A 16,069-nucleotide genomic window follows, 5' to 3' on the forward strand; every position below is an offset into this window, starting at 1 on the left:
ATTCACAGACCATGCTGCCCGACAGGGTGGCCATATTCCTTAATTCGCTTATTGAGCGTGGAGAATTGAAATGCGACATCCTTTAGTGATGGGTAACTGGAAACTGAACGGCAGCCGCCACATGGTAAACGAACTGGTTGCGAACCTGCGTAAAGAGTTGGCTGGCGTGACCGGCTGCGCGGTTGCTATCGCTCCGCCGGATATGTACCTGGATCTGGCTAAACGTGCCGCTGACGGCAGCCACATCATTCTGGGCGCGCAGAACGTTGACGTTAACCTGTCTGGCGCGTTCACCGGTGAAACGTCCGCTGAAATGCTGAAAGATATCGGCGCGAAATACATCATCATCGGCCACTCCGAGCGTCGCACCTATCACAAAGAATCCGACGAGTTCATCGCGAAGAAATTCGCCGTGCTGAAAGAGCAGGGTCTGATCCCGGTTCTGTGCATCGGTGAAACCGAAGCAGAAAACGAAGCGGGCAAAACTGAAGAAGTGTGCGCACGTCAGATCGACGCAGTGCTGAAAACGCAGGGCGCAGCAGCGTTCGAAGGCGCGGTTATCGCTTACGAGCCAGTCTGGGCGATCGGTACCGGCAAATCAGCCACCCCTGCGCAGGCTCAGGCGGTTCACAAATTCATCCGTGACCACATTGCGAAAGCTGACGCCAAAGTGGCTGAGCAAGTGATCATCCAGTACGGTGGTTCCGTTAACGCGTCTAACGCTGCTGAGCTGTTCACCCAGCCAGACATCGATGGCGCGCTGGTTGGCGGTGCATCCCTGAAAGCGGACGCTTTCGCGGTGATCGTTAAAGCGGCAGAAGCGGCTAAACAGGCGTAATTGCCTTTGTGGCGGGTGGCGCTTTGCTAACCCGCCCTACGGTTCTGTAGGCCCGGTAAGCGTCAGCGCCACCGGGCTTTTTTACAGCCGTCCCAGCAGGCTAAACCACAGATAATCCAGCGGCAGCAGCACCAGATACGTTGCCACCGCCAGCGCCAGACAGAGCACCATCCCCGCCCTGGCAGGCACTTTTCCTAACCCCATCGCCACCACGATCGGCGACGCCTGATACGGCAGCAGCGGCGTAGAATAGCCCAGCACCTGAATCATGATCACCGACAGCAGCGGGAAGCCGGTCGCATCCGAGAAGCTCTGCGCCAGGGTGGTATACAGCGCCGGAACGCCGTTGGCGGTCATGATGAAGTTGAGTGCGGTGGTAATACCGGTCAGCGCCAGGAAGCTGGTGAACGGTCGGTCTGCATCGAGCGGCATAATACGGAGCAACGCCTCGCCCACCGCCGTTCCGATACCGGTTTGCGTCACGACGATCGCCAGCCCCAGAATACCGGCAACGTAGATACAGGTGCGCATATTCACACCCGCAGAAAACTCCTCCCCGGTGATAAAACCGATGCGCGGCAGCATAACGATGACCGACGCCGCCAGCCCGGTCCAGGCGGGCCCCACGCCGTGCCAGCTCTCCGTCACCCACATCCCCAGCACCACCGCCAGCAGCCAGGCAAGACGCTTTTCGTCCCGGCCCATGGGTTCAGACGGCACCTGTTCCTGAGGCGGTTTTGGGCTGCCGGGAAAAAGCCAGCAGATCAGGCCAATCAGGATCAGGCCTTTGAGAATGCCCAGCACCGGCGTGTGCAGCAGCAGATACGGGACATAGTTCAGGTGGATGCCGTACGAACCTTCTGCCGCACCGCTCATCACCAGGTTAGGCACGTTAGCGGGCAGAATCGTCGCCGAAAGCTGGAACGTCCCGAACCCTACCGCCAGCGCCAGACCAAACCAGGCGCGGGAGCCGTCAGCGATACCGGCGCGTTTCGCCATTGCGGCGACAATCGGCATCAGCAGCGCAATACGTCCCATATTCGACGGCATCACAAACGCCAGCGCATAGCTCAGCAGCACCACGCTCGCTACCATTAATACCCAGGAGTCGGTGAGCTTTGCTGACAGCGCCCGGGCGGCCCGGTCCGCCAGCCCGGTTTTACGTATCGCCACGCCGAGCACGAATCCGCTGAAGACCAGCCAGAAAGCCGACGAGGCAAAACCGCCGAAAATCACCTCCGGCGAGGCGATCTTCGCAGTCATTGCCGCCGTGAAGAACAGCAGCGCGGTAATGAACTCCGGCAATAGCGACGTCGCCCATAGTACGATGGTGACGCCCACAATCAGTGAAGGCAGCAACAGAGGATACGTTGACCAGAGCGACATACCTGTCTCCTGTAGAATTTTTCAGCAAGTCTACGGCGACAGGCAGGGCGAGTAAACGCTATTTATGGTGGGGTCAATTCAGGATAGCGCATTGATGATCCTGCAGTTCCTCAGCCGACGCGCGGTTAAGCATCAGCAGGTTGCGCTCGGTGGCCAGCAACACAAACGAACCATCTGACTGCTGCGCCATTGCCAGCGCGAAGCGCCCCATATGGTCGCGCGCTTCCGGCAGCTCTTCAGCCAGCATCATGAACGGGCTGCGCTGCACCAGTTCATTCTCCGTCACCCGACGAGCAAGATACTCATGCCCTTCCAGGCCGCCAGGAAGGGGCAGCCACTGGGTGCTGATGTCTCCCTGTGCCGCGTTCAGCTTCTCGCGCACGTCCGGGCGCAGGCAGGAGATATGAATGTGAAAATGGTTCTGCGTGCGCCCTGTCGGCGAGTTAATCGTCAGTGAAATGGCGCTGTCGGGCACCTCGCTTCCACGCTTCAGGGTCATAAAGCTACGCGACTGCCAGGCCAGCCAGAAAAAGTTCGGCGTATGCGCTTCGGTCAATAGCGGGCTTTCGGTGCCGTTGATGCGATATGTCGGCATCAGCAGGTATTGCAGCGGCCCGTTGCGGTCTTTAAAGACTACATAGCCTGCGTCAGGCTTCACCTGCGCACACGGTGCCGGGTTACGGTGTTGCAGTTGATTCGGCAGGCACTGGTCGAGAACGATATGTCGCAACGCATTCGGATTACCCGCTTTCATCCAGTACCAGCCGCCAGCGGCAAGGGCGATGACAATGAGGATCAATAAGATAATTTTTTTCACAACGCGTTCCCTGTTTTCAATAGAGGCAAAAGAGTAACGCAAAATGATGACCAAATAAAAAACCCGGCGGATTTCTCACGCCGGGTCACCGTGTCGTTTATTTATGTTCAGCGCTGGCTAATCTGGTCAAAGGTGCCGCCGTTAGAGAAGTGCTCTTTCTGCGCTTTCGTCCAGCCACCGAAAACATCATCAATGGTGAAGAGCTTCAGTTTCGGGAATTCGCCGTCATATTTCTTCGCCACAGCCGCATCGCGTGGACGGTAGAAGTTCTTCGCTGCAATCTCCTGACCTTCCGGCGAGTAGAGGTACTTCAGGTAGGCTTCCGCCACCGCTTTGGTGTCTTTCTTCTCAACCACTTTATCGACAACAGAGACGGTCGGCTCAGCCAGAATAGATTCGCTTGGGGTCACGATCTCAAACTTATCTTTACCCAGTTCGTTGGTCGCCAGCAGGGCTTCGTTTTCCCACGCAATCAGCACGTCACCAATGCCGCGCTCCACGAAGGTGTTGGTTGCACCGCGCGCGCCGGAGTCCAGCACTTCGACGTTTTTGTACAGCGCTTTCACGAACTCCTGGGCTTTAGCCTGGTCACCGTTGTTGTGGTGCAATGCATAACCCCAGGCGGCCAGATAGTTCCAGCGTGCGCCGCCGGAGCTTTTCGGGTTAGGGGTAATAACTGACACGCCCGGCTTAATCAGGTCATTCCAGTCATGGATCTGTTTCGGGTTGCCTTTACGTACCAGGAAAACGATGGTCGAGGTGTAGGGCGCGGAGTTATCCGGCAGGCGTTTGATCCAGTTTTTGTCGATACGGCCACGCTCGGCGATCGCGTCAACATCGTAGGCCAGCGCCAGGGTCACCACGTCGGCTTCAATACCGTTGATGACGGAGGTCGCCTGCTTGCCAGAACCACCGTGAGACTGGCGAACCACGACATTGTCGCCGGTTTCCTGCTTCCAGTGTGCCGCAAACGCTTTGTTGTATTGTTCATACAGTTCACGCGTCGGGTCGTATGACACGTTCAGTAACTGGATATCCTTAGCCAGAACGCTGGTCGATGCCAGCAATAATGTTAAACCCACGCCCCATTTATTCATCGCCCAGCTCTCTTGTGTAGTGTTTTGATGAATGCAGCGTGCCAGAAAGCGAATCGAGGATTAAAGAATAAAAAAAGATTGGCTATAACGTAGTGGAATAAAAAGGCAAATGGCGCGGACAAAAAAAGCCCGGTGGCGCTTCGCTTACCGGGCCTACGAACCGTGCTTTTGTAGGCCGGGTAAGGCGTAGCCGCCACCCGGCACAAACCAAACGCCAATCAGTACAGTTTTTTCGCGCAGTCCAGCCAGTCACCTTTGAACGGACGCTTCATGTTTTCAATCGCGTCGATGATGTCATGGTGAACCAGTTTCTCGTTCTGAATACCGACGCAGCGGCCGCCGTGGCCCTGCAGCAGCAGTTCGATTGCATACGCACCCATACGGGACGCCAGAATACGGTCGTACGGGCCAGGGGAACCGCCACGCTGGATATGCCCCAGTACGGTTGCACGGGTTTCACGCTTGGTTTCGGTTTCGATGTACTTCGCCAGCTCGTCAACGTCACAGATGTGCTCGGTGATAGCCACGATCGCATGTTTTTTGCCTTTCGCGATGCCCGCTTTGATTTCAGCTACCAGATCTTCACGGCTGAATTCCACTTCCGGAACCACGACAAACTCACAGCCACCCGCAATTGCCGCAGCCAGGGTCAGGTCACCGCAGTAACGTCCCATCACTTCAACGATAGAGATACGCTGGTGGGAAGAAGAGGTGTCACGCAGGCGGTCAATCGCTTCCACAACGGTGCCCAGCGCGGTGAAGTAACCGATGGTGTAGTCGGTGCCTTTGATGTCGTTGTCGATGGTGCCCGGCAGGCCGATGCACGGGAAGCCCATTTCAGTCAGACGTTTTGCACCCATGTACGAGCCGTCACCGCCGATAACCACCAGGGCGTCCAGTCCACGTTTTTTCATGTTCTCGATAGCCACTTCACGAACGTGTTCATCACGGAATTCCGGGAAGCGCGCAGACCCAAGGAAGGTACCGCCACGGTTGATCATGTCAGACACGCTGTAACGGTCGAGCTGAACCATACGGTCTTCATACAGACCCAGGTAACCATCATAGATACCAAAAACTTCCAGACCTTCCGTCAGCGCCGCGCGGACAACCCCACGAATTGCCGCGTTCATGCCCGGCGCATCACCGCCGCTTGTCAACACACCGATTTTCTTAATCATGACTACCTCTGAACTTAGGAATGCAAAATTGAAATCTGTTGCCGGAAGAAACTTATCGACCAACGAATACTGCAAATAGTATATCAATCCCTTCCAGCTGAATTGATTCAGGTCAGACCAAATGGCGGTAATTTATACACAAAATGCTGGCCTGGCTCACTTTTTTACAACGAATTACGAAAGCCCAACATGTCCGGGTACAACCGAGCAGGGATCCTGGTGAATGATGACGTCTGAACCAGGAAAACGCTGCAAAATCGCCTGCTCGACCTGCTCAGCAATCACGTGAGCCTGAACCAGTGGCAGGTTGTCTTCCATTTCAATATGAATCTGAATAAAGCGGGTCGGCCCTGACTGCCGCGTTCGAAGATCGTGTGCACCGCTGACGCCGGGCCAGGCGGTCACGATAGAAAAAATTTCATTACGTTCTGAGTCCGGGAGGGCGCGGTCAAGCAGCGATTGCACTGCTTCATACCCCATCCGCAGGGCGCTATATAAAATATAGATACCAATCCCTAACGCAAACAACGCATCGGCCCGATGCCAGCCATACCAGGCCAGACCGAGCGCAATAAGAATAGCCCCATTCATCATAACATCAGATTGATAATGAAGCATATCCGCCCGTACGGCCTGACTTTGCGTTTTGCGTACCACCCAGCGCTGGAACGTTACCAGAACAAGTGTGCAAATAAGTGCAACGACCGTCACAACGACGCCGACGCCGGGATCGTTCATCGGCGTCGGCGAGACGAGATGCTGAATGCCGGTGAGAAACAGGAACAGCGCAGAACCGGATATGAACATGCTTTGCGCCAGCGCGGCCAGCGACTCCGCTTTACCGTGCCCAAAGGTGTGCTCTTCATCCGCTGGCTGCAGCGAGTAACGCACGACCAGCAGGTTGGTCAATGAGGCGGCAATGTCCATCAGCGAATCCACCAGCGCCGCCAGAATACTGACCGAGCCGGTATACCACCAGGCAAAGATTTTAATCAGTAACAGGCTGGATGCCATGACGGTCGCCGCGATGGCGGCCCGGCTGACCAGTCTTCCATAGGATTGATTCATAAACGCTCCTGTCATGTCATGCCGGTAGTATAACGGAAGCATGTGGAGTCGAAGGATGAATAAACGGTTAACAAACAGAATGTGGGGCAAAAAAAACCCCCACATCATGTGGGGGAAGACAGGGATGGTGTCTATGGCAAGGAAAACAGGGTTTACTGGTTACTACGGGTACTGCTATTGCTACTGAAAAACGAGGTTTCTGAGCTTCGCTGCATCCGTGCAACCTCACGCAGCTGATCCATACGCTGCTGATGTTTGGTGTTCAAAACCGCTTGCTGCTCCGGCGTTAGCAGGTGGAACATCTGGTTGCGGACCTTCGCCATTTCTACCTGGCGAGCAACCTGTTCCTGTGCCATTTTTTCGGCCTGAGCGCGCACAGCGCTTTCGTCAAAATTTTCTGCGGTGACAAGGCGATGCATTGTCTCCATTTCGCTAACATTAACAGGGGGCTGGTCGTGTCTCGCCCTCTGCATCAGATCTCGCATCTGTTGACGCTGATGTTCGGTTAAACTTATGCCGTCAAACATATGGCTTTGGCTACTGTGCTGCGTTGTGTCCTCTTGTGAGGAACCGTTATCGCTGATGATAGCTACAGCAGCCTGGCTAAACGCACTGAACGCCAGCGTTGAGGCCATGACGGCAGCGGTAACTTTGCGCATCACTTGCTCCCAAAATCTTTCGTGTCGCGATTCAACGAGAGACAGTCTACGATTCAGGCTGCAAACATGCGTCAGGGGGTGTAAAACAACGTAAAGTCATGGATTAGACAGCCTTGATGTCGTAATTTCTGCCTCGGAGGTATTTAAACAATGAATAAAATCCTGTTAGTTGATGATGACCGAGAGCTCACATCCCTTTTAAAGGAGTTGCTCGACATGGAAGGTTTCAACGTCCTGGTTGCCCATGATGGCGAGCAGGCGCTGAGTCTCCTTGACGACAGCATCGATTTACTTTTGCTCGACGTGATGATGCCGAAGAAAAACGGCATTGATACGCTGAAAGAGCTTCGCCAGACACACCAGACTCCCGTTATCATGCTGACCGCGCGCGGCAGCGAACTCGACCGCGTACTCGGCCTTGAGCTGGGCGCGGATGACTATTTACCGAAGCCGTTTAACGACCGCGAACTGGTCGCCCGTATTCGCGCGATCCTGCGTCGTTCCCACTGGAGCGAGCAGCAGCAGAATACAGACAACAGTTCACCGACCCTTGAAGTCGACTCCCTGAGCCTGAATCCGGGCCGCCAGGAAGCGAGCTTTGATGGCCAGACGCTCGAACTCACCGGCACCGAGTTCACCCTGCTGTATCTGCTGGCACAGCACCTCGGCCAAGTGGTATCGCGTGAACATTTAAGTCAGGAAGTGCTGGGCAAGCGTCTTACCCCGTTTGACCGCGCCATCGACATGCACATCTCTAACCTGCGCCGTAAGCTGCCGGAGCGTAAAGACGGTCACCCATGGTTTAAAACCCTGCGTGGTCGCGGTTATCTGATGGTTTCCGCTTCATGATAGGAAGCTTAACCGCCCGCATCTTCGCCATCTTCTGGTTGACGCTGGCACTGGTTTTAATGCTCGTACTGATGTTGCCAAAACTCGACTCACGCCAGATGACGGAGCTGCTCGACAGCGAGCAACGTCAGGGCGTGATGATCGAGCAGCACGTGGAAGCCGAGCTGGCAAACGATCCGCCAAACGATTTGATGTGGTGGCGCAGGCTATTTCGCGCTATCGACAAGTGGGCGCCGCCCGGACAACGCCTGCTGCTGGTGACCAGCGAAGGCCGCGTGATTGGCGCCGATCGCAATGAAATGCAGATCATCCGCAACTTCATTGGCCAGGCAGATAATGCCGATCACCCCCAGAAGAAAAAATATGGCCGCGTAGAGATGGTGGGGCCGTTCTCCGTCAGAGATGGCGAGGATAACTATCAGCTCTACCTGATTCGCCCCGCGAGCAGCTCCCAGTCCGATTTTATCAACCTGCTGTTTGACCGCCCTCTCCTGCTGCTGATTGTCACGATGCTGGTCAGCTCGCCGCTGCTGTTATGGCTGGCGTGGAGCCTGGCAAAACCCGCACGTAAGCTGAAAAACGCCGCCGACGAAGTGGCGCAGGGCAACCTGAGGCAGCACCCGGAACTGGAGTCCGGACCGCAGGAGTTCCTGGCCGCCGGGACCAGTTTTAACCAGATGGTGAGCGCGCTCGATCGCATGATGACGGCCCAGCAGCGCCTGCTGTCGGATATCTCGCACGAGCTGCGTACCCCGCTCACGCGCTTACAGCTTGGCACCGCCCTGCTGCGCCGCCGCAGCGGAGAAAGCAAAGAGCTGGAGCGCATCGAAACCGAAGCGCATCGTCTGGACAGCATGATCAACGATCTGCTGGTCATGTCGCGCAATCAGCAGAAAAACGCGCTGGTGAGCGAAACGGTGAAAGCCAATCATCTGTGGCATGAAGTGCTGGATAACGCGGCGTTCGAAGCGGAGCAGATGGGCAAATCCTTCACCGTTAACTTCCCGCCGGGTCCATGGCCGCTGTACGGTAACCCCAACGCGCTGGAAAGCGCGCTGGAAAATATCGTGCGTAACGCCCTGCGCTACTCGCACACGAAGATTGAGGTGGCGTTCTCGGTGGATAAAGACGGGATCACCGTCATTGTCGACGACGACGGTCCTGGCGTCAGCCCGGAAGACCGCGAGCAGATATTCCGTCCGTTCTACCGCACCGACGAGGCGCGCGACCGGGAATCGGGCGGTACGGGACTGGGGCTGGCGATTGTGGAAACCGCCATGCAGCAGCACCGCGGCTGGGTGAAAGCCGACGACAGCCCGCTGGGTGGGCTGCGGTTAACGCTGTGGCTACCGTTGTATAAGCGTTCTTAGTTTTCCTCTGGCATCCTATTGTAGGCCCGGTAAGCGCAGCGCCACCGGGCAATAACAGGCGCAGAGGCAAAAAAGCCGGGTGGCGGCTTCGCCTTACCCGGCCTACTTTTTACGGAGGTCTATTTCCCCCACAACCTCCGCGAATTATCCTCGATCTTGCTGCTTAAACGCCGTTTCTGCATCGTTCTTGTCCAGCTGGTCGACAGCCCCGCCGCCGACAGCAGGCGATGATACTGCTCGTCATCAAACGGCATATGCCACGCAATGGCGCAGGCGTCGTAAACAGACACCTCACTCAGGCGTGATACCAGCTCAAGCGGCGCATCCGCTGAAACCTGCCCAGCCAGCACCGCCCGGTACAGCCAGCCGGTTTTACCCGCGCTTTGCATCTGAGCCGACATGTCATGAATGCCGAAATGGTAGTTGAGCTTGAAGCACGGCGAGCGCGGCTGCGTCACCTGAATCAGGGCATCGCCCCAGCGGTAGATATCACCAATAAACACGTTCTTTTCGGTGAGCCCTTCAGTGGAGAGATTTTCACCAAACGCGGGAGCAACGAAGAGATCCGCCTGCTCGGGGAACTCCGCCTTCCAGTGCTGATAGTGCTCGCGCGGATAGTGGCACAGCGCGCGCTCCGGCCCGCCGTGGATCTTCTTTTCGGCCTGCTCGTCACCCGCAAGCCCGAGGTCGGTTAACGTCAGCTCACCGTCGACCTGAATTTTGGCGATGGCGCTCGGGCGGCTGCCGTCGTACTCCCTTACCTTGCCTGTAAATACATTCACCGGATAATGCATCGCTGCCTCCATTACGCAGATACAAAAAAAGCGAGCCATCAGACTCGCTTCTCACAGGCGTCAATGCAACCTTATTTTTTAGCGGCGAAACGCGCTGCTGCTTCGTCCCAGTTCACCACGTCCCAGAACGCTTTAATGTAGTCCGGGCGACGGTTCTGGAATTTCAGGTAGTAAGCGTGTTCCCACACGTCCAGACCCAGGATTGGGAAGCCGGATGCGCCAGAGATCGCTTCACCCATCAGCGGGGAGTCCTGGTTCGCGGTAGAAACCACGGCCAGTTTGTCACCTTTCAGTACCAGCCACGCCCAGCCAGAGCCGAAGCGGGTTGCAGCGGCTTTCTCGAACTCCGCTTTGAAGTTGTCAACGGAACCGAAGTCGCGCTCGATAGCCGCTTTCAGGTCGCCCTGCAGGGTAGTACCGGTTTTCAGGCCTTTCCAGAACAGGCTGTGGTTAGCGTGACCGCCCGCGTTGTTGCGCAGCACGGTTTTCTTGTCCGCTGGCAGCTGGTCCAGCTTGGTGATCAGCTCTTCAACAGGCAGGTTAGCGAACTCAGGCAGGCTTTCCAGCGCGGCGTTCGCGTTGTTCACGTAGGTCTGGTGGTGTTTAGTATGATGGATTTCCATCGTCTGCTTGTCGAAATGCGGTTCCAGTGCGTCGTAGGCATACGGCAGGGATGGCAGTGTATAACTCATAATCCTCTCCATTATTGTCGGGCGGCACAGCTGTTAATGCCGCGTAAGCAGTTGGTTCATTATAGTTAATTAAATGATATTGAAAATGATTATCAATGCCGTAGTTTTTATAAGGTTATTCATTTTTTGACCAACGCCGGAATAGTGAATGGGTTCAGGGTGTTAATGGACTTCTAGCGCCTTATTGCCTGCCGCAATCTCCTCCCTGCTGCTGAGCGTAAACGCCGACACCACCGTAATCGCCAGCACGAAACAGCCCAGCATCAGGTACGTCTCCTGGAAACCGATCCGGTCATACATATTCCCGGCAAACGCGGAGAGGAAGATTGCCGCCGACTGTTTGGCAAACTGGAAGCCAATCAGATAGATAGTCGCCGAAAGACGCGTATCAAACACCCCGGTGATGTACTTGAAGGCCCCCACCAGCAGGAACGGCACCTCCAGCGCGTGCAGCATCTTCAGGGCAATCACTTCTACGGCGGTGGTGGCAAACGACGAGCCGATAATGCGCGTCGCCATAATCACCCCGGCGATCAGCAGCGTGTTTTTCGCGCCGATGCGGTTAATGATCCACGGTGAACAAAACATGATGATCGCGTTGCAGATTTCCCCGGCAGTGGTCGCAAAACCAAAGGCGCGAGTGCCCTCCTGCGGCGTGGCGAAGAACGTTTTGAAGAAGGTAGCAAACTGCTGGTCGAAGACGTCGTAGACGCAGGCCACGCCAATCACGTACAGAATAAACATCCACATTCTGCGCTGGCGGAACAGGCTAAAGACCGTTTTCGCGGTGATCTGCGGCTGGTTGGCACCCAGCGCATTCATCACCTGCGCCGTCTGGTTGGGTCTTGGCTTTGCGACCACCAGCAATAGCATCAACAGCAGCGCCGCCCCCGAACCCATCCAGAAAACATACGACGGATCGATGCCGAACAGGATCCCGCCCGTTGAGGCGCACAGCCCCCAGCCGAGGCAGCCAAACATGCGCGCCTTGCCGTACTCAAAGAAACTGTTACGGCTCACGCGTTCAATGTAGGCCTCAATGGCCCCTGAGCCCGCCGAAAAGACAAAGCCGATATAAATGCCGCCGCTCAGCGCGCCCAGCCAGATGTTAGCTTTCAGTAACGGCGCAAAGACGTAGAGGAAGAAAGGGGCAAACAGGAACAGCAGCACGGAGATGATCCACAGCAGGTGTTTTTTCAGCCCCAGTTTATCCGAGATCACCCCCAGCACCGGCTGGAAGGCAATGGCCGAGAGTGAGATGCAGGAGAAGACGATGCCGGTATGGGTTTTATTGAGGCCGATGATATCCGACAGCCAGATCGGCAGGAACGGAAAGCAGGTGGCCATGATGAAAAAGTAGAGAAAGAAGAACAGCCCGAAAATCCAGAAATTAGGGTTGTCTTTGTGGGTACAGGTTGTTGTGTTCATTATTTTTATCCTCAACGGAGGGCCAGTTTCCCGGCCCGTCACCTTTACACGCGTTCCACGCCAATCAGGATGGCGCTTTCCGGATCGAGAATCGGCAGCGCAATGCCCGCCTGCATCAGCCACTCACCGCTCGCCGTTTGCGGGGCCTCCATCCATGCCGGCAGCTTGCGCATGGTATGGCCTCCCTCACCGGTGATGCGAATCTCAGGGTGATCGAGCAGCGAAATACGATACTGCGCGCTGGCCTCAAGCCCCGGCATGCGCAGCGGCATCATCAACGTGTAGTCCGGCATGGCGAGCTGGCTCACGATAAACAGTCCCTGCGTTTTATCTTCGCTCACAATACCCTGTGCCAGCGTAGTGGCATCCGGCATATCCACGCGCCAGTGGGTGCCCTGATGGATAACCTCGCGCCACTGCTTATACAGCGCGGCGTAACGGCGATAACCTTCGCGCTCCTGCTCATCAACGGTGAGGGGATCCAGTTCCAGCCCCATATGGCCAAACAGCGCCGTCAGACCGCGAAATTCAATGCTGTGCTGGCGGAAGGTGGCGTGACATTTATGATGACCGATATGCGCCCCCATCACCTCCGGCGGGAAGAAGTAGCTCATGCCGCGCTGGATAGCGTTGCGCTCCAGCGCATCGTTGTTGTCCGAGGCCCAGAAGCGGTGGCAGCGCGTCAGCACCTCATAATCAATTCGCCCCCCGCCGGAGGAGCAGGATTCAAATTCGACGTGCGGGAAACGCTTGCCCAGCACGTCCAGCAGGCGATAAAACTGGCGGGTTTGCGCGTCGGCGGCGGCCTTCCCGTCGTGACCCGGCTGTACCAGCTCACGGTTCATGTCCCACTTCACGTAGTCGACCTCATGTTCACCCAGAAGCCAGCTCATGCGCTCCACCAGATAATCAAACGCCTGCGGAATGTTCAGGTTAAGCACCAGCTGGTGCCGCCCGGTATGTTGCCTGTAGCCGGGCAACGCCAGCACCCAGTCGGGATGCGCACGATAAAGATCGGAATCCGGGTTAATCATCTCCGGCTCAACCCAGATGCCAAACGCCATGCCGAGCTGTTTCACATGGCTGATGACCGGCGTGAGGCCGTTCGGGTACTTCTTCTCGTCCAGATACCAGTCACCCAGCGCGGCGTAGTCGTCGTTGCGACCTTTGAACCAGCCGTCGTCGATGATAAAGCGCTCCACGCCCAGCGCGGCCGCCTCGTCGGCCATGCGCATGATGTAGTCCGGGTCGTGGTTAAAGTAGATGCCTTCCCAGGTATTGAGGTGAACCGGGCGCGGTTTGTTTTCGGGGAAGCGGATAACGTTGTCGCGAAGGTACTGGTGAAACTGCTGGCTCATGCCGTTCAGGCCCTGTGCGGAGTAGCTTGCATACAGGCGCGGCGTCCAGAGCGTGTCGCCCTCCTCAATCGCCATTTCGCCCGGCAGGTAGAGGGCTTCAGCCTGCAGATAGCGGCGGCCGTCGGTTTTGGCTTCCGCACGCAGGCGGTGGTTGCCGCTCCAGCCCAGATGCACGCCCCAGACGTCGCCGTGCATTTCGCTGAATGACGGCGTACCGGCAATCAGCGCCGGGAAGTGCTCGTGGGAGGTTTTACCCCGGCGGTTTTCAATCACAAAGCTGTCGTGCTCAAGCGTCACGCGGTGCGGCTGAAATTCCCGGATCCAGCGTCCATGGAAGGCCATAACCTCCCGTGCGCGTTCGGCCACGGGTAGCGTTATGGCAAAACGGTCCACCTGCCACGCCTGCGCTTTCAGGTTGGTTAAGCCGTGACGCACCGCCAGCACGCCGCTGGCGTCCAGCGCCAGCTCGCTGGTCAGCCGCAGGCCCGCATGTTCATCTTCTGCCGTAATCGTCAGGGTTTGCCCCTGCTGCTGGACGTCTGTGGTGCCAAAGACAGGCGAACCGTCCAGGCCCAGACGATGCCCTTCAATACCGGGCGACCCAAACAGGCCGTGCCCCAACTCGGTCATCAGCGTGACCGGAGAATCAACATCCAGCCTGCCGTTGGCAACTGGCCGGGAAAGGGTTTCAACATTCTGCGGCGAAAAGTACTGAAGATGCGGCCCCCAGTAGATAATTTCGGCGAACGGGTGCGTTTTTATCACCACATCCACCGTCGCGCTTTCGAGTCGTAAAATGGAATCTTGCATCAGACATCTCCTGTCATGGGATGCCTTGAGTTTTGATCCGAAACGTTTCGGATACAAACCAAAACGTTTCGGATTTGTGATCGGGTTTAGAAAATGGAGAGATTCAGGCCGTCTGGCCGGGAGAGAATTCGGGCTGCCAGAGTACCTGGAGCTGCTCAATCGCCTCGCCGTTGATCAGCTGGCGAACCATATCGGCAATCTGTTTCCCGACGCCCTGACGGGTGGACTGGATCACTGCCGCCACGTCAGCGTCGACGATGCTGTCCTGCGGAAGCCCGTCATAAACCACCAGCGCAACGGCGTTCTCGCCGGTCAGGCGGCCCAGCTCCGCCAGCGCCATCGCCGCGCCGTCGCCGTGGGTGTTGCAGTCGGTAATGATGGCCGTGGGCGGCTGCGACAGCGAGAGAAGCTCTTTCGTGGTGCCATACCCCACCCGGCGTGAAGGGGGCATGGCGCGCAGCCATTCGCTGGAAAGCCCGGCTTCCCGCAACGCGTCCAGATAGCCCTGACGACGCTGGGTGATGAATGCCTGATTGTTGCTTTCGCCCAGCAGGGCAATGCGCTGATGGCCTTTTCCGATCAGCCAGCGGGTCGCATTGTACGTACCGGCATAGTTGTCGAAGTCGAACCACGCGTACGGCTGCGGCAGCTGGCTGCGACCAAGCGCCAGGAAAGGAAAACCGGCGGCCTGCAGTTGCTCAAGTCGCGGATCGCGATCCAGCGTGTGGGCCACGATCAGCGCATCCACGCGGCGGCTTTGCACCATGCGCATATAGCTGTGTTTATCGGCCAGATCGTCATCGGCAATCAGCAACAAATCGATTTCATGTCGCGCCAGTTCGTGGCTAATTTCGCCGACCATGTCCATAAATACGCTGTTATTGAGCGGAACAGGATGGACCGGGAACACCAGCCCAACGGCGTCAATTTTGCCCATCTTCAGGCGGCGGGCGAAGGTGTTCGGTCGGTAACCACGGCGCTGGGCCTCTGCTTCCACGCGAGCGCGCGTCTCGGCGGAGACGTCGTCATATCCGTTGAGGGCGCGGCTGACGGTGGTGACTGACAGCCCCAGTTCTTTGGCAATGGCTTTAAGCGACATGAGTTTCCGTATCTCTGTTAGTTTTGTTCCGCCACCAGCAGCGCGTAAGTGTCTGGCTCCAGGGCCTTAAAGATATGCGGCTGGTCGGCGGGATAACAAATGTAATCCCCTGCGCCGAGCTCTTCCGCCGCGTCGAGCAGGCCGACCAGCGCCCGCCCCTGCGTCACAATAATATGTTCAACCGAGCCCGGCGGATGCGGCTGAGAAAGACGGTCTGCGCCCGGTTGGGTCATCAGAAGATAGACATCGCGGCGCGCGCCGGGAGGGCATGCCGCCAGTAAAATGGCTTCATAGTTAGCCTCTCCGGCGACCACTTTTGTCCCTTCTCCACGGCGGATCACCTGCGTGGTCGGTAGCTGCGGCTCAAGCAAACGGGCGAAAGGAATATCCAGCGCCACGCAGAGCGACCACAGCGTTTCCAGGCTAGGGTTACCGTTGCCGGACTCCAGCTGGGAAAGCGTGGATTTTGCGATCCCGGCACGGCGGGCAATTTCCGCCAGTGAAAGCCCGGTTCGCAGGCGTTCTCGCACCAGACTTTTGGCGATCAGGCTGATCGGCTGCGTCATATAACGGCCTCGCGTTCTATAAAACGAACAAATCGTTCGTCTTGAAAATCAGTTTCG

The 16,069-nt window shown here is 56.9% G+C and carries 15 protein-coding genes; 3 read left to right on the forward strand and 12 right to left on the reverse strand.

The window, feature by feature from the left end; translation table 11 throughout:
* Positions 1 to 70 precede the first annotated feature (70 nt).
* The gene (gene tpiA, locus ACHH0Z_RS20530) at positions 71 to 838 is read left to right on the forward strand and encodes a triose-phosphate isomerase (RefSeq protein WP_003862019.1); all 768 of its coding nucleotides are present in this window, start codon (positions 71 to 73) and stop codon (positions 836 to 838) included.
* Between the two features lie 81 nt (positions 839 to 919).
* Here the strand turns inward: tpiA and ACHH0Z_RS20535 are convergent, their stop codons facing one another.
* The 6 genes from ACHH0Z_RS20535 to cpxP form a co-directional block, all read right to left on the reverse strand.
* A complete protein-coding gene (locus ACHH0Z_RS20535) occupies positions 920 to 2,224 on the reverse strand; it encodes an SLC13 family permease (RefSeq protein WP_045408712.1) in 1,305 nt (434 codons plus the stop codon).
* Between the two features lie 73 nt (positions 2,225 to 2,297).
* The gene (locus ACHH0Z_RS20540) at positions 2,298 to 3,041 is read right to left on the reverse strand and encodes a CDP-diacylglycerol diphosphatase (RefSeq protein ID WP_025912303.1); all 744 of its coding nucleotides are present in this window, start codon (positions 3,039 to 3,041) and stop codon (positions 2,298 to 2,300) included.
* Positions 3,042 to 3,148: 107 nt separating this feature from the next.
* Positions 3,149 to 4,138 carry a sulfate ABC transporter substrate-binding protein gene (locus tag ACHH0Z_RS20545; protein WP_021242803.1) on the reverse strand — a complete coding sequence of 330 codons (990 nt, stop codon included), beginning with the start codon at positions 4,136 to 4,138 and terminating at the stop codon, positions 3,149 to 3,151.
* A gap of 218 nt (positions 4,139 to 4,356) precedes the next feature.
* Positions 4,357 to 5,319, reverse strand: coding sequence for a 6-phosphofructokinase (pfkA, locus tag ACHH0Z_RS20550; RefSeq protein ID WP_008501816.1), 963 nt, complete (start codon positions 5,317 to 5,319; stop codon positions 4,357 to 4,359).
* Positions 5,320 to 5,493: 174 nt separating this feature from the next.
* On the reverse strand, positions 5,494 to 6,387 hold the full coding sequence (gene fieF, locus ACHH0Z_RS20555; protein ID WP_008501817.1) for a CDF family cation-efflux transporter FieF: 894 nt from the start codon (positions 6,385 to 6,387) through the stop codon (positions 5,494 to 5,496).
* A gap of 152 nt (positions 6,388 to 6,539) precedes the next feature.
* Complete coding sequence (gene cpxP, locus ACHH0Z_RS20560; protein WP_045336228.1) at positions 6,540 to 7,046, reverse strand: cell-envelope stress modulator CpxP; 507 nt, start codon at positions 7,044 to 7,046, stop codon at positions 6,540 to 6,542.
* A 150-nt stretch (positions 7,047 to 7,196) separates the two neighbouring features.
* Here cpxP and cpxR point away from each other — a divergent pair, with 150 nt between their 5' ends.
* Together cpxR and cpxA are read left to right on the forward strand one after the other, a co-directional pair.
* Complete coding sequence (gene cpxR, locus ACHH0Z_RS20565) at positions 7,197 to 7,895, forward strand: envelope stress response regulator transcription factor CpxR (protein WP_006179159.1); 699 nt, start codon at positions 7,197 to 7,199, stop codon at positions 7,893 to 7,895.
* Entirely contained in the window at positions 7,892 to 9,265 is a 1,374-nt protein-coding gene (gene cpxA, locus ACHH0Z_RS20570) for an envelope stress sensor histidine kinase CpxA (protein WP_003862003.1), read from the forward strand. Before cpxR ends, cpxA begins: the two co-directional genes overlap by 4 nt.
* 119 nt (positions 9,266 to 9,384) lie before the next feature.
* On the opposite strand, the gene yiiM is transcribed toward cpxA, so the two are convergent.
* From yiiM to ACHH0Z_RS20600, 6 genes are all read right to left on the reverse strand, one after another.
* Positions 9,385 to 10,059: a 6-hydroxyaminopurine reductase gene (yiiM, locus tag ACHH0Z_RS20575; RefSeq protein ID WP_045408711.1), complete on the reverse strand. Its 675-nt coding sequence runs from the start codon at positions 10,057 to 10,059 to the stop codon at positions 9,385 to 9,387.
* A gap of 71 nt (positions 10,060 to 10,130) precedes the next feature.
* On the reverse strand, positions 10,131 to 10,751 hold the full coding sequence (gene sodA, locus ACHH0Z_RS20580; RefSeq protein WP_003861999.1) for a superoxide dismutase [Mn]: 621 nt from the start codon (positions 10,749 to 10,751) through the stop codon (positions 10,131 to 10,133).
* A 162-nt stretch (positions 10,752 to 10,913) separates the two neighbouring features.
* The gene (locus tag ACHH0Z_RS20585; RefSeq protein WP_021242800.1) at positions 10,914 to 12,179 is read right to left on the reverse strand and encodes an MFS transporter; all 1,266 of its coding nucleotides are present in this window, start codon (positions 12,177 to 12,179) and stop codon (positions 10,914 to 10,916) included.
* 44 nt (positions 12,180 to 12,223) lie between these two features.
* Positions 12,224 to 14,347 (reverse strand): alpha-galactosidase, encoded by a 2,124-nt coding sequence (locus ACHH0Z_RS20590; protein ID WP_045408709.1) that lies wholly within the window; start codon positions 14,345 to 14,347, stop codon positions 12,224 to 12,226.
* Between the two features lie 103 nt (positions 14,348 to 14,450).
* A complete protein-coding gene (locus ACHH0Z_RS20595; RefSeq protein WP_045408707.1) occupies positions 14,451 to 15,446 on the reverse strand; it encodes a LacI family DNA-binding transcriptional regulator in 996 nt (331 codons plus the stop codon).
* Between the two features lie 17 nt (positions 15,447 to 15,463).
* Complete coding sequence (locus tag ACHH0Z_RS20600; RefSeq protein WP_021242797.1) at positions 15,464 to 16,012, reverse strand: helix-turn-helix domain-containing protein; 549 nt, start codon at positions 16,010 to 16,012, stop codon at positions 15,464 to 15,466.
* Positions 16,013 to 16,069: the final 57 nt, after the last annotated feature.

It is taken from the genome of Enterobacter cloacae complex sp. 2024EL-00227 (assembly GCF_043945315.1).
Taxonomy (GTDB): Bacteria; Pseudomonadota; Gammaproteobacteria; order Enterobacterales; family Enterobacteriaceae; genus Enterobacter; species Enterobacter roggenkampii.